17 protein-coding genes are annotated in these 21,070 nt (G+C 73.5%); 5 read left to right on the forward strand and 12 right to left on the reverse strand.

Going from position 1 to position 21,070, the window contains the following annotated elements:
• Positions 1 to 166: 166 nt before the first annotated feature.
• The 4 genes from Prubr_RS16440 to Prubr_RS16455 all read left to right on the forward strand — a co-directional run bounded on the left by Prubr_RS16440 (position 167) and on the right by Prubr_RS16455 (position 5,088).
• Positions 167 to 3,610: a sensor histidine kinase gene (locus Prubr_RS16440; RefSeq protein WP_212826390.1), complete on the forward strand. Its 3,444-nt coding sequence runs from the start codon at positions 167 to 169 to the stop codon at positions 3,608 to 3,610.
• 3 nt (positions 3,611 to 3,613) lie between these two features.
• Positions 3,614 to 4,018 carry a roadblock/LC7 domain-containing protein gene (locus Prubr_RS16445; protein WP_212826392.1) on the forward strand — a complete coding sequence of 135 codons (405 nt, stop codon included), beginning with the start codon at positions 3,614 to 3,616 and terminating at the stop codon, positions 4,016 to 4,018.
• Positions 4,019 to 4,121: 103 nt separating this feature from the next.
• Complete coding sequence (locus Prubr_RS16450; protein ID WP_212828119.1) at positions 4,122 to 4,499, forward strand: DUF742 domain-containing protein; 378 nt, start codon at positions 4,122 to 4,124, stop codon at positions 4,497 to 4,499.
• A gap of 1 nt (position 4,500) precedes the next feature.
• Complete coding sequence (locus Prubr_RS16455) at positions 4,501 to 5,088, forward strand: GTP-binding protein (RefSeq protein WP_212826394.1); 588 nt, start codon at positions 4,501 to 4,503, stop codon at positions 5,086 to 5,088.
• 250 nt (positions 5,089 to 5,338) lie between these two features.
• Here the strand turns inward: Prubr_RS16455 and Prubr_RS16460 are convergent, their stop codons facing one another.
• Complete coding sequence (locus Prubr_RS16460) at positions 5,339 to 7,918, reverse strand: transposase (RefSeq protein WP_212826396.1); 2,580 nt, start codon at positions 7,916 to 7,918, stop codon at positions 5,339 to 5,341.
• Positions 7,919 to 7,956: 38 nt separating this feature from the next.
• Positions 7,957 to 8,841, reverse strand: coding sequence for a DNA primase (locus Prubr_RS16465; protein WP_425518054.1), 885 nt, complete (start codon positions 8,839 to 8,841; stop codon positions 7,957 to 7,959).
• A 293-nt stretch (positions 8,842 to 9,134) separates the two neighbouring features.
• On the opposite strand from Prubr_RS16465, the gene Prubr_RS16470 reads away from it, so the two are divergent.
• On the forward strand, positions 9,135 to 9,476 hold the full coding sequence (locus Prubr_RS16470; RefSeq protein ID WP_212826400.1) for a PadR family transcriptional regulator: 342 nt from the start codon (positions 9,135 to 9,137) through the stop codon (positions 9,474 to 9,476).
• Positions 9,477 to 9,519: 43 nt separating this feature from the next.
• On the opposite strand, the gene Prubr_RS16475 is transcribed toward Prubr_RS16470, so the two are convergent.
• The 10 genes from Prubr_RS16475 to deoC form a co-directional block, all read right to left on the reverse strand.
• Positions 9,520 to 10,179 (reverse strand): permease prefix domain 1-containing protein, encoded by a 660-nt coding sequence (locus Prubr_RS16475; protein ID WP_212826402.1) that lies wholly within the window; start codon positions 10,177 to 10,179, stop codon positions 9,520 to 9,522.
• Positions 10,180 to 10,239: 60 nt separating this feature from the next.
• The gene (gene cydC, locus Prubr_RS16480) at positions 10,240 to 12,219 is read right to left on the reverse strand and encodes a thiol reductant ABC exporter subunit CydC (protein WP_212826404.1); all 1,980 of its coding nucleotides are present in this window, start codon (positions 12,217 to 12,219) and stop codon (positions 10,240 to 10,242) included.
• A complete protein-coding gene (cydD, locus tag Prubr_RS16485; RefSeq protein WP_212826406.1) occupies positions 12,216 to 14,006 on the reverse strand; it encodes a thiol reductant ABC exporter subunit CydD in 1,791 nt (596 codons plus the stop codon). Before cydD ends, cydC begins: the two co-directional genes overlap by 4 nt.
• The gene (locus tag Prubr_RS16490) at positions 14,003 to 15,007 is read right to left on the reverse strand and encodes a cytochrome d ubiquinol oxidase subunit II (protein ID WP_212826408.1); all 1,005 of its coding nucleotides are present in this window, start codon (positions 15,005 to 15,007) and stop codon (positions 14,003 to 14,005) included. The genes cydD and Prubr_RS16490 overlap by 4 nt, the downstream gene beginning before the upstream one ends.
• A gap of 9 nt (positions 15,008 to 15,016) precedes the next feature.
• The gene (locus Prubr_RS16495) at positions 15,017 to 16,276 is read right to left on the reverse strand and encodes a cytochrome ubiquinol oxidase subunit I (RefSeq protein ID WP_212826410.1); all 1,260 of its coding nucleotides are present in this window, start codon (positions 16,274 to 16,276) and stop codon (positions 15,017 to 15,019) included.
• 112 nt (positions 16,277 to 16,388) lie between these two features.
• On the reverse strand, positions 16,389 to 17,309 hold the full coding sequence (locus Prubr_RS16500) for a M56 family metallopeptidase (protein ID WP_212826412.1): 921 nt from the start codon (positions 17,307 to 17,309) through the stop codon (positions 16,389 to 16,391).
• A gap of 4 nt (positions 17,310 to 17,313) precedes the next feature.
• Positions 17,314 to 17,721, reverse strand: a complete 408-nt coding sequence (locus Prubr_RS16505; RefSeq protein WP_212826414.1) for a BlaI/MecI/CopY family transcriptional regulator — start codon at positions 17,719 to 17,721, stop codon at positions 17,314 to 17,316.
• Positions 17,722 to 17,759: 38 nt separating this feature from the next.
• A complete protein-coding gene (locus tag Prubr_RS16510) occupies positions 17,760 to 18,590 on the reverse strand; it encodes an aldehyde dehydrogenase family protein (RefSeq protein WP_212826416.1) in 831 nt (276 codons plus the stop codon).
• The gene (locus Prubr_RS16515) at positions 18,583 to 20,019 is read right to left on the reverse strand and encodes an aldehyde dehydrogenase family protein (protein WP_212826418.1); all 1,437 of its coding nucleotides are present in this window, start codon (positions 20,017 to 20,019) and stop codon (positions 18,583 to 18,585) included. The genes Prubr_RS16510 and Prubr_RS16515 overlap by 8 nt, the downstream gene beginning before the upstream one ends.
• A 2-nt stretch (positions 20,020 to 20,021) precedes the next feature.
• Positions 20,022 to 20,972 carry a deoxyribose-phosphate aldolase gene (gene deoC / locus Prubr_RS16520; protein ID WP_212826420.1) on the reverse strand — a complete coding sequence of 317 codons (951 nt, stop codon included), beginning with the start codon at positions 20,970 to 20,972 and terminating at the stop codon, positions 20,022 to 20,024.
• Positions 20,973 to 21,070 lie beyond the last annotated feature (98 nt).

A 21,070-nucleotide genomic window follows, 5' to 3' on the forward strand; every position in this document is an offset into this window, starting at 1 on the left:
GAGCTATCAAACCTCATGAACATCCCATCACACCCGGCGGGACGAACAACGTGGGCTTTCTTCTTGACTTGTGGCGTGATGGAATCTCGGAGGTCCGACCCGACCGGGGCGGACGATAGGCGGCGCCCGGCGCCGCCGACCGGCGCCGAACTAGGGGGGCGGTGACGTGAGCAGCCAGCCGGAACCGGCGAACTCCATCGTGTCGCGGCTCCGTCGACCGTTCGGCCGGCTGCGCGACCTGCCGATCTGGTCCAAGCTCGGGCTGATCATGATCGTGCCCATCCTGGCCACCGTGGTCGTCGGTGCCAACGGTCTCATCACCCACCTCGAGACCCACCAGACCGCCGACCGCGCCCGCAGCCTGGCCAGCCTCTCCCAGGTCTCCGGCGAACTCGTCCAGAGCATGCAGGACGAGCGGGCCGCCGCCGTCATGCTGCTCGGTGCCGGCGACAACGCCGACCTCAAAGGACGTTACCTCCAGACCTACGACGGTCAGCGGAAGAGCGTCGACGAGGCCACCGGGCCGTACACCACGCAGCGCAACGCCCTCGACGGCCTGCCGGCCAACTTCTCCGACCTGCTCGGCCGCATCGACCAGAGCCTGGCCGACCTGCCCGGCATCCGCAGCCAGGTGGTCAACGGCACGCTGCGGATCAACGACGCCGCGCAGTCCTACGAGGGGCTGATCACCGACCTGCTCGACATCCGGGACTCGGCCGCGCAGCTCGCCGGCGACACCGAACTGAGCGAACGGATGCGGGCCGCCGCCGCGATCTCCCGGTCGAAGGAATACCTCTCCCTGCGCCGGATCGTGGTGCACCGGGCGCTCATCCAGGGGTCGCTCACCCCGGTGCTGCGCACCGACTACATCGCCACCCACACCGGCCAGCAACAGGCGCTCCAGAGCTTCCAGGCGGCCGCCAACCGGTCCGAGTCGGAGTTCTACGAGCAGACCGTCGCCGGTTCCGAGCAGCGCGAAGCCGACTCCTACAGCGGATACGTCCGCGGCAAGACCACCGACAACCTCGACGACGCGCCGTTCGACGCCGACGGGTGGGACGCCGCGATGTCCGGCAACGCCAAGCTGATCCGCACGGTCGAGACAAAGCTCGACGGCGACGTGGTCGACCTGGCCACCGACCTGCGGGACGGCGTACAGCGGCAGTTGCTGATCGAGACCGGGCTGCTGGTCGGCACCGTCCTGCTGGCCATCTTCTTCGCCTGGCTGGTGGCCCGCTCGATGGCCCGATCGCTGCAGGAACTGCGGCACGGGGCACTCAACACGGCCCGCTACGGGCTGCCCCAGGCGGTCGCCCGGCTGCGTGACCCGAAGATCGCCGGGCAGTACTCGCCGGAGCAGATCGCCGAGCAGGTCGCCGAGCCGCTGCCGGTTCGCAGCCGCGACGAGTTCGGCCAGGTGACCGAGGCGTTCAACGCCGTGCACCTGGAAGCCGTACGCACCGCCGCCCAGCAGGCCGCCCTGCGCGCGTCGGTGTCCACGATGTTCGTCAACCTCGCCCGCCGCTCGCAGATCCTGGTCGACCGGCTGATCGGTCACCTCGACCGGCTCGAACGCGGTGAGGAGGACCCGGACCGGCTGGCCGAACTCTTCCAGCTCGACCACCTCGTCACCCGGATGCGTCGCAACGACGAGAACCTGCTGGTGCTCGCCGCCGCCGACTCGACCCGTGTGCAGCGCGAGCCGGCCGCGCTCATCGACGTACTGCGTGCCGCCCAGGCCGAGGTCGAGCACTACACCCGGATCGAGTTCGGGGTGGTCGACCGCGACATCGAGGTCGCCGCACCCGCCGTCAACGACCTCGTGCACCTGGTCGCCGAGCTCTTCGACAACGCGACCGCGTTCTCGTCACCCGACTCGCACGTCATGGTCGAGGCCCGGCGGATCGGCGAGAGTGTCGGGCTCTACGTCGAAGACCAGGGCATCGGCATCAAGGCCGAGCTGCTCCGCGAACTCAACGACCGGATCGCGTCGCCGCCGCAGATGGACGTCGCGGTTTCCCGGATGATGGGGCTGGTCGTGGTCGCCAGGCTGGCCGCCCGGCACGACGTACGGGTCGAGCTGCGCCCCGGCACCGAGCGCGGCACCGTCGCCGAGGTCACGCTCCCCCCGTCGGTGCTCGTGCCGCGCTCCATCTCCAGTGGACGGAGCCCGCTGAACGAGCCCGGGATGGCCCTGCAGGCACCCCCGACGAAGGGGTCGCCGTTCGCCGCGCCGCTGGCGCTGGAAGGCGGCAGCCCCGAGCCGGTGCGGCCCGCCGCATCCGGTCCGCGCCCCGGCGATCCGGCACCGGTCGGCCCCGGCTTCGGCGGACGTCCGTTCGATCCCGTGCCACTCAACGGTGGTGGGCTCGGCACCGGGGGCCGGGGTATGCCGGCGTGGTCCGATCTCACAGGTGCGTCGGCAGCCAACGGCAGCAACGGAAACGGGCGGGGTCGCCCCGTCGACGTGTTCACCCCGCGGCAGGACCCGGCCGGAGAGTCGGGCGAGCCACTGCCGCAGCGACGGGCGAACGACCATTGGACGGTCGACGGTGAGATCGCTGGTAGCGGCGGCGGCCTTTCCGGCATTCCCCGGCAGCTTCCGGCGACGCCCGAGGCACGCACCGGAATGCTGCCGCCGGTGTCGGCCCCGCCGGTCGCCTCGGGGCCACCCGCCACGTCGCCGCCGGTGACGCCACCTCCGGTTTCGGCGCCCCCGGTCGCGCCGCCACCCAACCCGGCGACGGCGCCGCCCGGTGCTGTTCCGCCGGCGTGGCCCCCGGTTGCCAGCGGTGACCGCGACCCGTCCGCCGACGGTGATCGGGAACCGGTGACGCCGCAGGTGCCGGAGGATCTGGCGGCCGCGCTGGACATGACCACCGAACTGCCCCGCGTTCCGCGCCGGGCGGCCGACGCCGGCCTGACCGTACCTCCGGTCCCGGAGAGCCGCCTGCGGTTCGCTGATGAGACGATGGAGTTGCCGATCTTCCGAGAGTTGGAATCCGCGTGGTTCCGCACCCGGCGATCGGTCCCCGAGGAGGCGTCGCCATCGACGGCTACCGGGGCGGATGACAGCCCGGACCAGTTCGTCACGGCCGACGCCGCGCGTTTCCTGGGACCGGGACAGGGCACATCGACGGGGACGACAGGTAACGCAGCGATGGCGAACACGCCGTGGTCCACGGGCGAATCCCGTGGCAGGGGGCCGGCGGCGACCAGCGCGGACGCGACAGCCGCCGGTAACGGCGGAGGCGCGACACGCGGAGGCGAGGCCGCGACAACAGCCGGGTGGCAGACCGCGGCCGACGACGGCTGGCGGGCGGCTTCGGCCGCCGCCGACGTGCCGGTTTCGGCGACCACCCAGACCGGCCTCCCCAAACGGGTACCGATGGCTCAACTGGTGCCCGGTGGGGTGGAGAAGCCGACCAGTTCGGTGCAGCGTCGCACCCCCGAGGCGGTACGCGGACTGCTGTCCGCCTACCACCGCGGCGTGCAACGCGGTCGTACCCAGCCCAAGGACGAAAACCCCGGCCCGGAGCACACTTCGGACGGGCAGCAATCTTCGCAGGGTGCGGGCGGCTTCGGTCGCCCGCGGCCAGAAGGAGCATGAGGGATGACATCTACGCAGGATCTTGGTTGGCTGCTCGCCAACTTCGCCGATCGTGTGCCCGGGGTCGCCCACGCGATCGCGGTGTCCGCGGACGGACTGCTCCTCGCGTCGTCACGCGACCTGCCACGTGACCGGGCCGACCAGCTCGCCGCGATCGCCTCGGGACTGGTGAGCCTCACACAGGGGGCGGCTCGCTGCTTCGAGGGCGGTGCCGTCCTTCAGACAGTGGTCGAAATGGACAACGGGTTCCTGTTCCTGATGTCCATCTCGGACGGCTCGTCGTTCGCCGTACTCGCGGCGCGCAGTTCCGACGTGGGCCAGGTCGGCTACGAGATGGCGCTGCTCGTCGACCGGGTGGGCGACGCGCTGACGCCGCAGCCGCGCACCGCGGTGGGAATGCTCGGCTGAGCAGGGACCGTGCCGGCGACAGCCGGCACGGTCGCAACAACTGAAAACGGCGAGATGCGACGGGTGGGTACTGTCGGCAGGGCAGAAGGGGGTGAACGGCGAGATGATCGAACGCGACGAGCCAACCGGCGCGCTGGTCAGGCCCTACGCCGTCACCCGTGGACGGACCCGGCCGCGGTTGCACATCGCGCTCGAGGCACTCGTCGAGACGACGGTGCGAGGCCGATCCGCGGGCAGTGCCAAGGGCGGCCAAGGCCGGGAGCACCAATACATCGCCGCACTGTGTGACGGCCGGTTGCAATCACTCGCCGAGATCGCGGCGCGGATGCAGTTGCCGCTCGGAGTAGCCCGGGTCCTCATCGCCGACATGGCCGCGGACGGCCTCGTGGCGGTGTACGAGCCGACCTCACTCGACGACACGAACGACGCGGTGGGCACTGAACTGCTGGAGAGGGTGCTGAGTGGACTTCGCAGGCTCTGACATGTCGCAACGTCCGATGGCCGGACGCGTGACATCGGCGAAGATCGTGATCGCCGGTGGCTTCGGCGTCGGTAAGACGACACTGGTCGGCTCGGTTTCCGAGATCACGCCACTGACCACCGAGGCCATCATGACCTCGGCAGGTGTCGGAGTGGACGACACCCGGCAGGTGCCGGGCAAGACGACCACCACCGTCGCGATGGACTTCGGCCGTATCTCGATCGATCGTGACCTCATTCTCTACCTGTTCGGCACGCCGGGCCAGACGCGTTTCTGGTTCATGTGGGACGAACTGGTCCGGGGTGCGATCGGCGCGGTGGTGCTCGTGGACACCCGCCGGCTCGCCGACTGCTTCGCCGCGATCGACTTCTTCGAGCACCGGCGGCTGCCGTACCTGATCGCCATCAACTGCTTCGACGGGATGCAGTACCACGACCCGCAGGACGTCCGCGACGCGCTCGCGATCCCCAGCGACGTGCCGGTGGTGGCGTGCGACGCGCGTAACCGCGAGTCGACGAAGCACGTGTTGATCTCGCTCGTCGAGTATGTGCTGACGATGCGCCGGTCGCGCGCCGTCGCCCCGGCCTGACGGGCACGCCGAACACCGACAGACACGGCAGGTCTCCTCTCCAGAGGGGACCTGCCGTGTTCCGTTGCCCTGATTTTGGTCGCCGTGCACGGGCCGCCGCCATGAGATGCCGCGGCACCTGGGCGGACCGGCCCTGCCGGTAGTTCCGGGGCGACCGGACCGGTCGGGTCAGTTTCGGCCGACCGGTCGAGACACGACGGCACCCGAGGGCGCCGCGGCATGCCCCGGCGGCCGGGGCATGCGTTCGACGTCAGGTCCGGTGACCGGCCGACCGGTATTCGTACTCCCGGCTGCTCTCCTCGCGGCCGCCGTGGTCCCGGCTGAAGTCCCAGCCACCAGCGGCCTCCCGGCCGGGACGGCCGCCGACGGCGTATCCGCCGATCTCCTGCCCGCGCCGCCAGCCACTGAAGTAGCCGGTCGTGTTCTCGGCGATCCGAGCGGCGTCCCGGACGATCCGCAGCGGCCGTTCGTCCCGCAGCGGGGAGCCGGGCACGAGATTTGCCTGAGGCACGCGCTTCGGCAGGCCGGCGGAGGTTTCCGCGCCCACCGACGGCTGCGCGGCCTGCTCGGCGGCCCGCCAACCACTGTCCGCCGTGGACGACCACTCGAGTTCGGTCTCCTCGTCCTGCCCGGAGAACCACGCCGACGCGGCGGCGAAGATGAGCAGGTCGCCGTCGCTGTCCGACGACGCGACGGGCGGTGCGGAACGTTCGGGTACGGCACGCCGGGGCCGGGTGTCGCGGTTGTCGCGTTCCGCGTCGACCAGGCGCAGCGGCGCCTGGTCGAGTTGCGGGTCGTCGCGCCGGGGCCGGTCCGGCCCGGGGGCAGGGCGTCCGGCGGCCGCCGGGCCGGCAGGCTGGTCCTGGCGGGTGGTCCGGTCGGTGCCCGGACGCGGCTCCACCAGCCGCAGCGACGGCGGCTCCGGTGGCAGGTCGTCGGCCTGCCACGGCGGCCTGATCCGCGTCTCCCCGGTCGGTTCCTCGGGAGCGGAGCGGTCGTGGCCGTCGAAGCCGTACGCCGACTCCCGCCGGGCGGTTCCCTCGTCGCCGTCTTCGGCGGGACCGACCAGGGGCCAGGCCGCCCGGGAACCGGGCTCCGGGCTCTCCTCGGCGGCCGGCCGGGATGCCGGCATCGGCACCACGAAGTCGGTCGCGCTGAAGTCGGCCTTCGCCTGCTGCTCACCCCTGGTGTTGGGGCGGGGCACGATCGGGGTCGGGCGCCGTTCGGCGCGGGCACTGCTGATCGCCGCTGCGGTGATCGGGGCCCGGAACGGCTCGCCCGCCTCGGCCGGTGGTACCGGGCCACGGCGAGCCGGCCGGTCGGGGGTGGACGGGGCCGCGCCCGGACGCCGGGACGGCCCGTCGGTGTCGGCCGTGCCGCCGCGCCGGGGAAGACCCTCCGCCGTACGCGCCGCCGCGGCCCGTCGGGCAGGACCGGCCGGCTCGGCCGCCGCCGGCGACCGCCGTGAGCGGTCGGGGGCGGCGGTGTCGGAGGACGCGGCGCGCTGCGCCGGAACGATCGGTGTCATGCCCGGCGGCGGCGGTGGCGGCGCCGAGACGGGCCGGTTGTGCGGCGGGTCGAGCCGGTGCTGGGCCGCCGGTGCGAGGGGGTGGGGCGGTCCGGAAACCGGTGGAGCCGACACCGGCGGAGCGGAGGTGGGCGTCACCGCGGCGGCGGGCGCCGCCGGACGCGGGGCGACCGGTGGCGGCGCGACCGGGGTGGGCGCCACCGGTGGCGGCGCGAGTGGCTGAGGCGTCACCGGGACGCCGCCGGCCTCCGGTGCGAGGCGCGCCCGGCGCCCGCCGAGCGGGGTGCGTTCCGTGGCGCCGGGGCGGGGCGGGGTCGGCCCGGGGGCCGGCGCCGACGAGGGTTCCGCCGGGGTCGCCCGTCGGGTGCGCCGGGCGGCCGTCGACGGTGGCGCGGTGACCCGGGCCGAGAGCGTGGCGACGAGGGCCTCACAGCCGGCGTCGCAGGCCCGTACGGCCGCGACCGCCTGGCGGACCGCCTCCGCGGTCGCCGACGTGATCGCGGTCGTGTTGGAGCCGCGCGCCGGGGTCTCGGCGATGGCCAGCCGGAGCGCGGTCACCGCATTGGTGATCGTCTCCGGGGCGGCGACGCCGTCCGCGGCCAGATGGGCGGCCACGGCTTCGGCCGCCACCGTCGTCTCCCGGTCCCGACCGCCGGCGCCGCCGAGCATGCCGGGCTCGGGCAGCGCGTCGAGGACCGCCAACGACAGCGGCTCGGCCGGGTCCGGGTACGCGCGCAGCGCGGCGGGGTACAGCTCACGTAGCACCTCGCGCAGTGCCGCGGCGGCCGAGTGGCGGCCGCCGGCGAGCGCGAGATGGGCGGCGAGCACCGGCTTGAACGCGGCGAGGTCGCGGGGGGCGGGCAGGGTGGCCGCGGAGATCGCGCCCGCCTGGAGCGCCCGGGCGAGGCCGACGGCGCGACGGATCGCGGCCGGCGAGGAGATCTCGGTGAGCGAGTCGTCGTCGGCGAACCGCTCGGCGTAGTCGTCCACCGAGTCGTCGTCGACGATCGCCAACGGCCGGCCCGCGGCCGTGAGGAGGGACGTCACCAGGTGGTCGTCGCTGTCGGCGGCGACCGCCGCTCCGCCCGGCCCGCTCGACCGGCCGGCGAGCAGGACGCCGAGTTTGGCGTATCCAACCGGATCGTCACCGATCTCGCAGACGTCGAGCAGCCGCCCGGCGTCGTCGACCACCGCGGCTGTCAGCGTCGCACCGGCCGAGGCCGATGAAGCTGCCGAATCCACCGATGCGAGACCGCAGTACACCCGCACGAGCGCCACGGCGTCGTCCTCCTCCCGGGACACATGTCGTGTGCCAAGGACTGATGTTCCCCGTTGAGGGGTCAGTCGCGCCAGTCCACAGCAGCAGAGATCTTCCCGATAATCGTGCGCCAGCCAAGACTTGCCGTTTGTGCCCCGATTTTCTTCAGGCGGCGGCGTCCCATGAAGCCGCCGAGGCCACCCTTCGCAGTCGACCGTAGCGCCTCGTCGAGATCGTCGAGGCTGGATCCCGGCGAGAGCATGTCGAGAACCGCGGGCAGGCGCAGCGCGTAGGCCAGGTCACGGGACACCTCACCGGCTTCGATGAGCAGCGTCGCGTCCCAGACGTCGTGGCCGCCGCGGAGGTTCTCCACCACCAGGTCGAGCTCGTACGAGTCCTCGTCGAGCGGTGCGACGGCGGCGGGTTGGAGCCGCTCGACCAGCTGCGGCCAGGTGTCCAACTGGGTCAGGTCGTTGGGCGCCCCGGACCGGACGAAGCTGACCAGCGCCTCCGGCGTCTTGAAGAGCAGCAGCTTGCCGCGGTGGCTGAGGAAGGCCGGGACCTCCTCGTCGTCCGGCTCCGCATCCTCGGCCTCCTCCGCTTCCTCGGCCTCGTCGGCGTCGTCGGATTCGGCGTCGACGTCCTTGTCCTTGCCGTCCGGCTCGTCGGTGGTCTCGTCGTCGTCCGACTTCTTCTTTTTCGTGGCGCGACGGGACTTCGCGTCCGGCTCTTCCTCCTCGTCGGCCTCCGCCGACAGGGCGGCGAACTCCTCGTCGAGGATCACCACGGTCTCGTCGTCCTCGTCGTCGACGACAGGCCGGGACCGGCTGGCGAACAGGTCGTCGTCCTCGCGCTCGCCGATGTCCGTCGGCGTCACCTCGGACGACATCCGGTAGGCGCGCAGGGTGAAGCCGGCGCCCGACGGCAGGGCGATCTCGACCGGGTCGATCCGGACGTCCGACCACAGCGACCGGTCGGCCGGCGCCGAGTCGTCGGCGTCCGTGTCGAGGTCACCGTCCTTGTCGAGATCGACGTCGGCGGCTGTCTCGTCGAGGGCGGCCTCGGCCTCGACCTCGGGCTCGTCGGCGTCGGGTCGGGGAGTCGACTTGCGGGCCACGCTGACCTCCGGGTCCAATCAGATTGCGACGCCGACCCGGCCTGTCGGGTCGGTGACTCTGGGCACACCCTAGTGTGCGGCCGTCGGCGGCGAACGTCGCACCCCGTTGGAGATCGGCCCAACCATTAGTAGTCTTGCTACCTATGAAGGCGCAGGCGCTGCACGGCCACCTCGACGCGCTGCTGCTCGCGGTGCTCGAAGGCGGCGCCCTGCACGGCTACGCCATCATCGAGGCACTCAGGTCGCGCAGCGGCGGGGTGCTCGACCTGCCGACCGGAACCGTCTATCCGGCCCTGCGCCGGCTGGAGCGCGCCGGGCTGGTCGAGAGCGAGTGGAGCACGGTCAGCGGGCGGCAACGGCGCACCTACCGGCTTACCCGCGCCGGGCACGGTGCGCTGCGCGCCGAACGGACCGGTTGGCAGGAGTTCAGCGCCACCGTCGGCCGCTTCCTCGACGCCGAGGCCCCGCCGCCGGCCGCCACCTGAAAGACCCGCCGGTGCCCGTCGCCGCGGCTGACGCCGTGGGCGGTCAGCGGGTCCCGACCAGGCAGCCGCGTACCGCCCCCGCCAGCCAGCCGAACGCCACGCCGGCGGCGACCATCCCGATCAGCAGCGGCGGCCAGCGCACCGCCGCGTCCCACATCACGATCGACCAGGTGAAGAGGGTCGCACCGGCGACGGCGGCCAGCCCCACGCACACCGCCATCGACCGGCCGAGCAGGCGGGGCAGCCGTACCGGCGTACCGCGCCGGGCGGCGTACCGCAGCCCGAGCCAGGCCCCGGCGGCCAACAGGCCGGTGAGGATCCACAACAGGTCGAGCAGGGCCGACAGCGCCAGGTATGCGGCCGGCGGCCGGGGACCGGTCCACGGCGCGCCCTGCCACATCAGATCGGCCGACGACAGCAGGACGACGGCAACGACCACGATCCGTACCGCGAGGATCCGGGTCCCCGACGCCGCCAGCTCAGCCTGGTAGGCCGGCACGAGTTCGCCGGGGGTGCCGAAATCGGCCACCGCGCGACGCCGCGCGGCCGCCGGCGCCAGTCCGCCTTCCTCGTACGCCTCCGCGGCGTCCTCCAGGCTGCCGCGGGCCTCGGCGAGCAGGTCGGCCTTCAGCCGGCCGGGACCGTGTAGCCGCTCACCGAGCGCGCGCAGGTAGTCGTCGATCTCGGGGGCGGGAACCGGCATGTTCGCAGCCTGCCACGGACGGACCCGCCGGCGCGTCAGGACTTTGTCCGGATATGCGGTTCAGGGTGGCCCCGAGCCACCCACGGGCGGCTCCTCGGCCGGACCGAGCGCCAGGTAGCCGCGCTCGGCGGCCTCCTGGAGCTGCCACTGGTCGCGGTACCAGCCGGGCCGGCTGGCCAGTTCGGCGGCGGAACCGCGCTGCACGATCCGCCCGGCGTCGAGCACCAGCACCTCGTCGACGCCGGTGAGCCCGCGCAACCGGTGGGTCACCAGGACCAGGCTGCGTCGCGGGTCGAGGCCGGCGAGCAGGCCGGCGAGGACCGCGTCCGCGGCGGCCGGGTCGAGGCCCTCGGTCGGCTCGTCGAGCACAAGGACGGCCGGAGCGGCGAGCAGGGCCCGGGCCAGGGCCAGCCGTTGCCGCTGGCCGCCGGATAGTTGGGCACCGTCCTCGCCGACCATGGTGTCCCAGCCGTCGGGCTGCTGGCGTATCCAGTCGAGGAGTCCGGCGGCGGCCACCGCGGCGGCCAGCTCGTCGGTGTCGGCGTCGGCGCGGCCGAGCAGAAGGTTCTCCCGGACCGTGGCGTGGAAGACGTACGCCTCGGCGAGCAGACCGCCGACGAGCCGGGGGAGCCGCTCCGGGTCGTGGCCGAACAGGTCGGTGCCGTCGAGGGTGGCCGTGCCGGTGGCCGGCCGGACCGTGCCGGTGAGCACGCCGAGCAGCGTGCTCTTGCCCGCGCCGCTCGGCCCGACGACCGCGATCCGGCGGCCGGCGGGCAGGTCGAGGTGTACGTCGTCGAGGGCCGGGGCGGCGCCGGACCGGTAGCGGACCGTCACCGCGTCGAGCCGGCAGTCGAGGCCGGACGAGATGGCGGCCGACCGGTCGGGCGTGGACCCGCCGTCGCCGGCGGCGGTCGACCCGTCGGTCGGCGTCGCCCTGGTGGCGGGCGCGGGCGTCGGGAGGTCCCGCCGGTCGGGGGTGAGCAGGTCGGCGACCCGGCCCAGGGCGGCGCGCAACAGCGTCCACTGCCGGGCGGCGCCGACCAGCGCGAGGGTCGCCTCGACGGCGGCGAGGGTGCCGACCGCCAGCACGCCGACGAGCACCCCGCCGACGTCGGCGCCCAGCGCGGCGACCACGACCGCGGCCACGGTCGCGCCGACGACGAGGGTGCCGGCCGCGTCGACCGCCCAGCCGGTGACCGCGAGCCGGCGTTCGAGCCGGGCGAGTTCGGCGGCGCGGGCCCCGGCCCGGTCGAGCGCGGCCGGGGCCGCCCCGAAGGCGGCCAGGTCGGCGGCGCCCTGGGTCAGGTCGACCGCGTCGACGGCCAGCGCACCGCGCAGCGGCGCCACCCGGTCGGCCGTACGGCGGGTCAGCGCGGTCGCCGCGGCGGGCAGTGCGACGCCGGCGACCAGCAGCCCGGCGAGCAGGCACAGCGCCGCCACCGGGGAGACGAACGCCGTACCGGTGACCGCCAGCAGGCCGACCACGGTCGCGGCGGCGGCGGGTACGAGCACCCGCAGCACCAGGTCCTGCACGGCCTCGACGTCGGAGACCAGTCGACTGAGCGCGTCCCCGGAACGCTGGCCGGCGACCGGGCCGGGCCGGGCGGCGAGCGTCGCGAACACCCGGGCCCGTACGTCGGTGACCATGCGCAGCACGGCGTCGTGCCCGGCGAGCCGTTCGGTGTACCGCAGGACGCCCCGCCCGATGGCCAACGCCCGTACCGAGACGATGGCGACGGTCAGCGTGTCGAGTTCGGGGCGGCCGGCGGCGGTCATCAACAGCCAGGTCGCGGTCGCCATCAGGGCGAGGCCGGCGATCTCGGTGCCGGCGGCGAGTAGTCCCGCGCCGGCGAGCCGGGGCAGGTAGGGGCGGGCGAGCCGCAGCACGGTGCGCTCGGCACCGAGTCGGCGGGCGTCGGCAGGGGCGCCACCCCCGGGCCGGCCACCGGCGTCGACGTCCGCCGGGCGGGCGGCGGCGGCCGGAGCCGGTGCGGAGGCCGGAGCCGTGACGGTGGACCGGTCGGCGGTGGTGGGCGTCATGCGGTCGCCACCACGTCGGGCGCCGGACGGACGGCGGTGAGTTCGCGGACCCTTCCGTCGTCGACCCGCAGCACCCGGTCGGCCTCCCGCAGTAGCGCCGGCCGGTGGGCGACGAGCAGCGCGGTCCGGCCGGCCACCAGACGGCGGGTGGCGTCGAGGACGACCGCCTCGGCGGCGCCGTCGAGGCGGGCGGTGGGCTCGTCGAGCAGGATCAGCGGCGCGGGGCCGGCGAACTCGACCCGGAGGAAGGCGCGGGCCAGGGCGACCCGCTGCCGCTGCCCGCTGGACAGGCCGTGGCCGCGCTCGCCGAGCAGGGTGTCGAGCCCGTCGGGCAGGCCGGCCACGACATCGTCGAGATTCGCGGCCCGGACCGCCCGCCGTACGGCGTCGGCCGGCGCGTCGGGGTGGCCGAGCCGGATGTTGTCGGCGAGCGAGGCGGCGAACAGGTGGGCGCGCTGCGGCACCCAGGCGATCCGTCCCCGCCAGGCGTCCAGGTCGACACCGGTGGGGCCGGCGGCGTCGACGAGTATCTGATCGCCGGGCGACGCGGATCGCGCTTCGGCGCCGCCGACGACGACCCGTCCGTCGGTCGGGGTGACGAACCCGAGCAGCAGGCCGAGCAGGGTGCTCTTGCCGGCTCCGCTGGGGCCGACGACCGCGATCCGTTCGCCGGGCCGGATGGTCAGCGAGACGTCGCGCAGGGCGATGGTGCGTCCGTAGTCGACGGTCACCGACTCCAGCCGGATCGCGGCGTCCGGCGCCGGGGCGGGTACGGACTCCCCGGCAGCGGCCGTGCCCCGGGCGGTGGTGGTGGCTCCCGGCCCGGCCCCGGGCGTCTCCCGGGTGGACAGGGTGAGTGCCTCGTCGAGCGCGGTCAGCCCCTCCATGCTGGCGTGGAAGCGGCTGCCGGCGGCCCGCAGCGGCAGGTAGGCCTCGGGGGTGAGGAGCAGCACCAGCAGCGCGGTCTGCAGGGTCAGCCCACCGCCGAGCAGTCGTAGCCCGATCGGTACGGCGACCAGCGCCACCGACAGCGTGGCGACCAGTTCCAGCACCAGCGCCGACAGGAACGCGATGCGCAGGGTGCTCATCGTGGCCCGGCGGTGGCCGTCGGCCATCCGGCGTACGACGTCGACCTGGGCCCGGGCCCGGCCGAAGGCGCGCAGCGTGGGCAGGCCGGCGACCATGTCGAGGAAGTGCCCGCCGAGCCGGGACAGCCGGCGCCACTGCCGTTCGGTCGCGGCCTGGGCCTGCCAGCCGAGCAGCGCGCCGAAGATCGGGATCAGGGGCAGGGTGACCGCGACGATCAGCGCCGAACTCCAGTCGGCGAACGTCAGCCGGGCCAGCACCGCGATCGGCACGGTGACGCTGAGCACCAGTTGGGGCAGGTAGCCGGTGAAGTAGGCGTCGAGCGCGTCCAGGCCGCGGCCGGTCAGGGTGGCGATGGTGCCGGCCCGCTGGCCGGCGAGCCAGCCCGGCCCGCGCCGCCCGACGGCGTCGAGCAGGTCGACCCGCAGCGCGGCCTTGACGGCGGCGGCGCTGCGCGCGGCGACCACGCCCTGCGCCCAGACCAGCCCGGCCCGGGCGGCGACGGTGGCGACGAAGACGGCGAGCGCGGCGCGGTCCAGCCGGCCGTGGATCGCCTCGGCCAGCACGGTCGCGAGCGCGGTCGCCTGCGTGATGATCAGTGCGGCGGCGCCGACCCCCAGGAGTCCGAGCACGGCCAGGTGGCGCCGGGTCGCGGGGACCCGGCGCAGCAGGCGCGGATCGAAGGGGCGGCGGTTGCTCACCAGTAAACCGGTGCCCGGCCGTCGGTGCGTCCGCGGAAGACCCACCAGCTCATCAGTTGAAAGCCTAATAGGGCCGGCAGGAGCGGTAGCGCCGCCCAGGTCAACAGTCGCAGGGTCGGCCCGCTGGCGGCGGCGTCGGCGACGGTGATGCCGGCGGCCGGATCGGCGCTGGACACCAGCGCGTACGGCCAGGTGGCGGCCCCGACGAGCAGTACCGGCAGGGCGACCGCGACCGAGGTGGCGGCGAACGCCAGCCCGGGACGCCGGGTGATCGCCGTGCCGGCGACGGCCAGCACGGTGACCAGGACCACGAGCATGAGTACGGCCACACCCGGCTGCTGGACGGTCTCGCGTACCCGGCCGGACAGGGCGCCGACGGCGGCGGCGAGGCCGACGACGCCGATCACGGCCGGCGCGAGCCGGCGGCCGAGCCGGGCGAAGTGGTCGGCCTGCCCGGCCGGCAGGCGCAGCGCGAGGAAGGCGGCCCCGTGCACGGCGACCAGGGCGAGCAGGGCGAGCGCCCCGGCGGCGACGAACGGGGTGAAGACGTGCCCGACCCCGATGGCGTGCCGTTCGAGCTGGAGCGGAACGCCTTGGAGCAGCCCGGCCAGTACGGCGCCCCAACCGAGTGCGGCGATCACGGAACCGGCGATGACGGCCCGGTCCCAGGCGGTGCGGATCCGCGGGCTGGCCAATCGGCTGCGCAGTTGTACGGCGACGGTCACCACGACGACGCCGGCCAGCGCGAGCGCGACGGCGGGGTAGAGCCCGGACAGCAGTTCGCCCTCGAGGAAGGGGAACGCGCCGAGGAGGATGCCGATCGCCGCGACCAGCCAGACCTCGTTGCCGAGGAAGAACGGGCCGACGGCGTTGAGCATGGCCCGCCGGTCGTCGCCGGACCGGGTACGGGCGAGCAGCAGCCCGGTGCCGTAGTCGTAGCCGCCGAGGACCAGGTAGGTGGCGAAGAAGAGGCCGAGCAGGGCGTACCAGAGGGTTTCCATCGGGCCTCCTCAGACGAGTGCCGGGTCGGGGCGCGGCGTGGCGGGCGGCGGGGCGTCGACCGGCCGGCCGAGGGCGAGGTCGGCGTGGGCGCCCCGGGCGGCGTACCGGACGAAGATGATCCAGTTGGCGACGACGAGCGTGCCGAGCAGCAGGGTGAAGCCGATCAGCGAGGTGAGCATGAGTCCCGCGCTGGCCGGGGTGACCGCGTCGGCGGTGCTGAGCAGCCCGTAGACCGCCCAGGGCTGGCGGCCGACCTCGCGGGTGATCCAGCCGAGGATCGAGGCGACGAACGGCAGCGGTACGGCGAGCAGCAGCAGGTAGAGCGGGAACCGGAGCCGGATGAGGTAGTCCCGCCAGCAGAGCGGCACGAGCACGGCGAGGAGCAGCAGACCGAATCCGATCAGGATCATGAGTTCGAGCGGGACGCCGGTCCAGGCCGGTGGCGAGTAGTCGCCAGGCCCGAACCGGGCGGTCCAGTCGTCGATCAGCGCGGCGCTGTCGGCCGGGGCACCGCCGAGCTTGGTGGGCTGGGTGGTGCCGATCACGACGAACTGCGCGAAGCCGAAGCCGACCAGGGCGATGGTGGCGGCGGCCGCGGTGACCAGGCCGATCCGCAGCGACCGCCGGAACAGCGCATGGTCGGGGGTACGCCGGATCAGGTGCCAGGCGCTCACCCCGGCCATCAGCATCCCGCCGGTCACCAGCGCGGCGGTCACGACGTGCCCGAGCGCGCTGCCCAGCGTGGGGTTGGTGAGCAGGGCGCCGAAGTCGGTGAGGTGCGCGACGCCGTCCTCGACCCGGTAGCCGACCGGGTTCTGCAGCCAGGCGTTGGCGACCATCACCCAGAACGCCGACAGGTACGCGGTCAGCGCGACGCCCCAGATCAACGCGAGGTGTACGCCTCGCCGCAGCCGGTGCCATCCGAAGATCCACATGCCGAGGAACGTCGATTCGAGGAAGAACGCCACCAGCGTCTCCATCGCCAGCGGCGCGCCGAAGACGTTGCCGACGTAGCGGGACAGCCCGCTCCAGTTGAGCCCGAACTGGAACTCCAGCACGATGCCCGTGCCGATGCCGAGGACGTAGTTGACCAGGTAGAGGGTGCCCCAGAAGCGGAGCAGCCGTTCGTACTCGGGTTTGCGGGTCACGAACCAGGCGGTCTGGAGGTAGACGAGCAGGGTCACCAGGCCGAGCGTCACCAACACGAAGAGGAAGTGCGCCGTGGTCGTCATGGCGAACTGAAGGCGCGCGAGGAGCAGCGGGTCCATGGCCACCCTCCGGTCTGCGGGCCCAGGTCGGGCCTCCTGTGCCCGGCAGGCTACACGTAGATTGCCTACCTATAAGAGACGGAACTTCGCGTTCCCCGGCGGGGCGGCGGATTCAGGAGACGAAGAGGGTGACCGGTATTGACACCAGTAGCGTGGCCACCCCCAACGCCGACGCCACCCGCAGCCGCGGCGGCCGGGCGGTCACCCGCAGCCGGCGTACCCGGGCGTCGAGATGGCTGTCGGCGATGCCGAGCGCCCCGGCCGGGGTCACCCGCGACGGCGCGGTCGCGAACCGCAGCAACGCCGCCGCCAGCGGCTCGTCGGCGTGCAGCCGCCGCGCCTTGTCGTCGGCGCGCATCTCCACCAGCAGCGCCACCTCGTCGTGCGCCGTACGCACCCAGCGCACCCACGGCAGCGCCCGGCACAGCGCGGTGAACGGCAGCAGCACCAGGTCGTGCCGCTCGTCGGCATGGGCCCGTTCGTGGCTGAGCACCGCCGCGAGCTGTGACCGGTCGAGCAGGGAGAGCGTGCCCGCGCTGACCACCACGCGGGGCCGTACGCCGGGCAGGCAGTAGGCCGCCGCGCTCGGATGGTCGAGCACCAGCGCACCGGGCACCGCCGGATCGGCACGCGCCACCAGGGTCAGCAGGTCGCGGTGCCGGCGCTGGGCGCGCAACGCGCCGAGCAGGCTGCGGGCCAGCGTCCCGAGCAGCGTCGCGGCCACCCCGAACCCGACCCCGACCAGCCCCAGGTGCAGCGCGGTTAGCCCCGCCGGCAGCCGGCCGCCGACGAGGTCGGTCGCCAGCATCCACAGGGCCACGCCGGTACCGGTCCCGTACGGCGCCAGCCCCAGCGCCATCGGCAGGCCGATCGCCGACAGCCCGAACGCCAGGCCGAGCGCCTGCCAACACACGATCGCCACCCGCGGACTGCGCCACGTCCACGAACGGCCCAACCAGCCGACACGCAGCAGCACCTGGGCCGTGACGTAGCAGGCCAGGAGCGACGCGGCGAAGTGGACGGCCTGGACCACCGGGTCAGCCCCGCCGGTCCGCGACGTCGTCCGCCATGGCCGGCTCGGCCTCGGCGGCCAGCGCCGCCCGCAGCACGTCGGCCTCGGTCCCGGTCACCGACCTGGCGAACCGGACCAGGGCCGCGTCCCGGCTGCCGGCCAGGTCGAGCGCGTCCAGCATCAGCTGGGCGATGTAGGCCTCCCGGGTCGCGGCCGGCCGGTAGCTCCAGGCCCGGCCCTCGCGCTCCCGCTCCACCATGCCCTTGCCGGCCAGCCGGTCGAGGACGGTCATCACCGTCGTGTAGGCCAGTTCACGGTCGTGCAGCGCCTCGGCGACCTCACGGACACTCACCCCGACCCGCCCGTCAGCGGCCGGGACCCGGTCCCACAACACGTCCATCACGGCCCGTTCGAGGTCACCCAGTCGCATCACAGGCTAAGCCTACAGCCTGTAGTAGATACCCTGTGCGGTCAGATCCCCCGGGGATGCCAGACCGTCTTGGTCTCCAGGAACGCCGTCATCCGGTGTACGCCCGGGTCGGCGGACCAGTCCGGTGCGGTCGCCGGCGGGCGGACCACCCGCTTGAGGTTCCCGGCCGCGGCCCGCTCCAGGTCGGCGGCGAATCCCGGATCGGTCACCCCGGTCAGGTCGACGGCGTTGACGTCCAGGTGCGCCGCCAGCCACGGCGCGGTCTCGGCGACCCGCCCGGTCAGGATGTTGACGACGCCGCCCGGCAGGTCGGAGGTGGCCAGCACCTCGGCCAGGGTGACCGCGGCCAGCGGCTGCTCCTCGGCGGCCAGCAGCACCACCGTGTTGCCGGTCACGATCGCCGGCGCGACGACGCTGACCAGACCGAGCAGCGCCGGCGTCGACGGCGCGACGACCGCCACCACCCCGGTCGGCTCCGGCGCCGACAGGTTGAAGTACGGGCCGGCGACCGGGTTGGCCCCGCCGTGCACCTGGGCGATCTTGTCAGCCCAGCCGGCGTACCAGACCCAGCGGTCGATCGCCTCGTCGACCTCGTCCGCCGGCAACCCCAGGCCGACGAACTGGTCGCGGCGGCCCTCCAGCATCTCGGCGATCCGGTAGAGGATCTGCCCCCGGTTGTAGGCGGTCGCCCCGGACCAGCCCTTCACCGCCGCCCGCGCCGCGACGACCGCGTCCCGGGCATCCTTGCGCGAGGCCAGCGCCACGTTCGAGTCCTGCACCAGATACGACCGTCCCGACTCGCTGCGCGGGAACTTCCCGCCGACGAACAGCTTGTACGTCTTACGCACCGCCACCCGCTGCCGTTCAGACATCGAGGTACGCCTCCAGCCCGTGCCGGCCACCCTCGCGGCCGTAGCCCGACTCCTTGTAGCCGCCGAACGGCGAGGTCGGGTCGAACTTGTTGAACGTGTTGGCCCACACCACCCCGGCGCGCAGCCGGTCGGCCATCCACAGGATCCGGGACCCCTTCTCGGTCCAGATCCCGGCCGACAGCCCGTACGGCGTGTTGTTGGCCTTCTCGACCGCCTCGGCCGGGGTGCGGAACGTCAGCACCGACAGCACCGGGCCGAAGATCTCCTCGCGGGCGATCCGGTGCGCCTGGGTGACCCCGGTGAAGATCGTCGGGGCGAACCAGAACCCGCGGTCGGGCAGCTCGCACGGCGGCGACCAGCGCTGCGCGCCCTCCTCGGCGCCGATGTCGGACAGCGTACGGATCCGGTCCAGCTGCTCCGCCGAGTTGATCGCGCCGATGTCGGTGTTCTTGTCCAGCGGGTCACCGACCCGCAGCCGGGCCATCCGCCGCTTCAGCGACTCCAGCACCTCGTCGTACGCCGACTCCTGCACCAGCAGCCGCGAACCCGCGCAGCAGACGTGTCCCTGGTTGAAGAAGATGCCGTTGACGATGCCCTCGACCGCCTGGTCGACCGGCGCGTCGTCGAAGACGATGTTGGCGGCCTTGCCGCCCAGCTCCAGGGTGACCTTCTTGCGGGTGCCGGCCACCGAACGGGCGATCTGCTTGCCGACCTGCGTCGACCCGGTGAACGCCACCTTGTCGACGCCGTCGTGCTCGACCAGCGCCCGGCCGGTCTCGCCGGCCCCGGTCACGATGTTGACCACGCCCGGCGGCAGGTCCGCCTGCTGGCAGATCTCGGCGAACAGCAACGCGGACAGCGGCGTCGTCTCGGCCGGCTTGAGCACCACCGTGTTGCCCGCCGCCAACGCCGGCGCGATCTTCCAGGCCAGCATCAGCAGCGGGAAGTTCCACGGGATCACCTGGCCGGCCACGCCCAGCGGGCGCGGGTCCGGCCCGTACCCGGCGTACGACAGCTTGTCGGCCCAGCCCGCGTAGTAGAAGAAGTGCGCCGCCACCAGCGGGATGTCGACGTCGCGCGACTCGCGGATCGGCTTGCCGTTGTCGAGCGACTCCAGCACCGCAAGCTCCCGGCCACGCTCCTGGATGATCCGGGCGATCCGGTAGAGGTACTTGGCCCGGTCCCGGCCGGGCATCGGGCCCCACACTTTGTCGTACGCGGTGCGGGCGGCGCGGACGGCGCGGTCGACGTCGGTCGCGCCTGCCTCGGCGACCTCGGCGAGCACCTCCTCCGACGCCGGGTTCACCGACTTGAAGTTGCCGCCGTCGGCCGGCTCGACGAACTCGCCGCCGATGAACAGCCCGTACGACGGCCTGAGGTCGACCACGGCGCGCGATTCCGGCGCCGGGGCGTATTCGAAGACACCCATGATCAGTCCAGCGTGAAGTAGTCGGGGCCGGAGTATGCGCCGGTGGTCAGCTTGGTCCGCTGCATCAGCAGATCGTTGAGCAGCGTCGACGCGCCGAACCGGAACCAGTCCGGGTCGAGCCAGTCTTCCCCGGCGGTCTCGTTGACCAGCACCAGGTACTTGACCGCGTCCTTGGTGGTGCGGATGCCGCCGGCCGGCTTGACCCCGACCTGCCGGCCGGTGCGGGCCCGGAAGTCGCGGACCGCCTCCAGCATCACCAGCGTCACCGGCAGCGTCGCCGCCACCGGAACCTTGCCGGTGGAGGTCTTGATGAAGTCGCCGCCGGCCAACATCGCCAGCCACGAGGCGCGGCGCACGTTGTCGTACGTGGCCAGCTCGCCGGTCTCCAGGATCACCTTCAGGTGCGCGGCACCGCACGCCTCCTTCACGGCGGTGATCTCCTCGAAGACCTCCAGGTAGCGGCCGGACAGGAAGGCACCCCGGTTGATCACCATGTCGATCTCGTCGGCGCCGGCCGCCACCGCCGCCCGGGTGTCGGCGAGCTTGACCTCGAGCGGCGCCTGCCCGGACGGGAACGCGGTCGCCACGCTCGCCAGATGCACCCCAGTTCCGCGCAGCACCTCGGCCGCCACCGGCACCATCGCCGGATAGACGCAGACCGCCGCCACCGCCGGACACGACGGATCGGCCGGGTCGGGACGCAGCGCCTTCGCCGACAGCGCGCGGACCTTGCCCGGGGTGTCGGCGCCCTCCAGGGTCGTCAGGTCGACCATCCGGATCGCCAGGTCGATCGCCCAGGCCTTCGCCGTCGTCTTGATCGACCGGGTGCCGAGCATCGCGGCCCGTTGCTCCGCGCCCACCTGGTCAACCCCGGGCAACCCGTGCAGAAAGGCACGAAGAGCCGCCTCTGACCCTGTCACATGGGACAGCTCGGACACCGTTGTCGCCGTCATACGCCCGAGTCTACGCACGCCCGATCCGGCACTCCGGGTCGCCGGACGGCCCGCCCCACCAGCCCCCGTCCATCGACGGATAGCCAGACTTCACCGGC

Origin of the sequence: Polymorphospora rubra (genome assembly GCF_018324255.1) — a bacterium.
Lineage (GTDB): Bacteria > Actinomycetota > Actinomycetes > Mycobacteriales > Micromonosporaceae > Polymorphospora > Polymorphospora rubra.

Excerpts from the sequence above, each read along its gene's own strand:
- Prubr_RS16470 (WP_212826400.1), top strand. The coding sequence starts at position 9,135 with ATGAAGGCGCAGGCGCTGCACGGCCACCTCGACGCGCTGCTGCTCGCG.
- Prubr_RS16450 (WP_212828119.1), top strand. The coding sequence starts at position 4,122 with ATGATCGAACGCGACGAGCCAACCGGCGCGCTGGTCAGGCCCTACGCC.
- Prubr_RS16510 (WP_212826416.1), bottom strand. The coding sequence starts at position 18,590 with ATGTCTGAACGGCAGCGGGTGGCGGTGCGTAAGACGTACAAGCTGTTC.
- Prubr_RS16475 (WP_212826402.1), bottom strand. The coding sequence starts at position 10,179 with ATGCCGGTTCCCGCCCCCGAGATCGACGACTACCTGCGCGCGCTCGGT.
- Prubr_RS16490 (WP_212826408.1), bottom strand. The coding sequence starts at position 15,007 with ATGGAAACCCTCTGGTACGCCCTGCTCGGCCTCTTCTTCGCCACCTAC.
- deoC (WP_212826420.1), bottom strand. The coding sequence starts at position 20,972 with ATGACGGCGACAACGGTGTCCGAGCTGTCCCATGTGACAGGGTCAGAG.
- Prubr_RS16455 (WP_212826394.1), top strand. The coding sequence starts at position 4,501 with ATGTCGCAACGTCCGATGGCCGGACGCGTGACATCGGCGAAGATCGTG.
- Prubr_RS16515 (WP_212826418.1), bottom strand. The coding sequence starts at position 20,019 with ATGGGTGTCTTCGAATACGCCCCGGCGCCGGAATCGCGCGCCGTGGTC.
- Prubr_RS16445 (WP_212826392.1), top strand. The coding sequence starts at position 3,614 with ATGACATCTACGCAGGATCTTGGTTGGCTGCTCGCCAACTTCGCCGAT.
- Prubr_RS16495 (WP_212826410.1), bottom strand. The coding sequence starts at position 16,276 with ATGGACCCGCTGCTCCTCGCGCGCCTTCAGTTCGCCATGACGACCACG.
- cydC (WP_212826404.1), bottom strand. The coding sequence starts at position 12,219 with ATGACGCCCACCACCGCCGACCGGTCCACCGTCACGGCTCCGGCCTCC.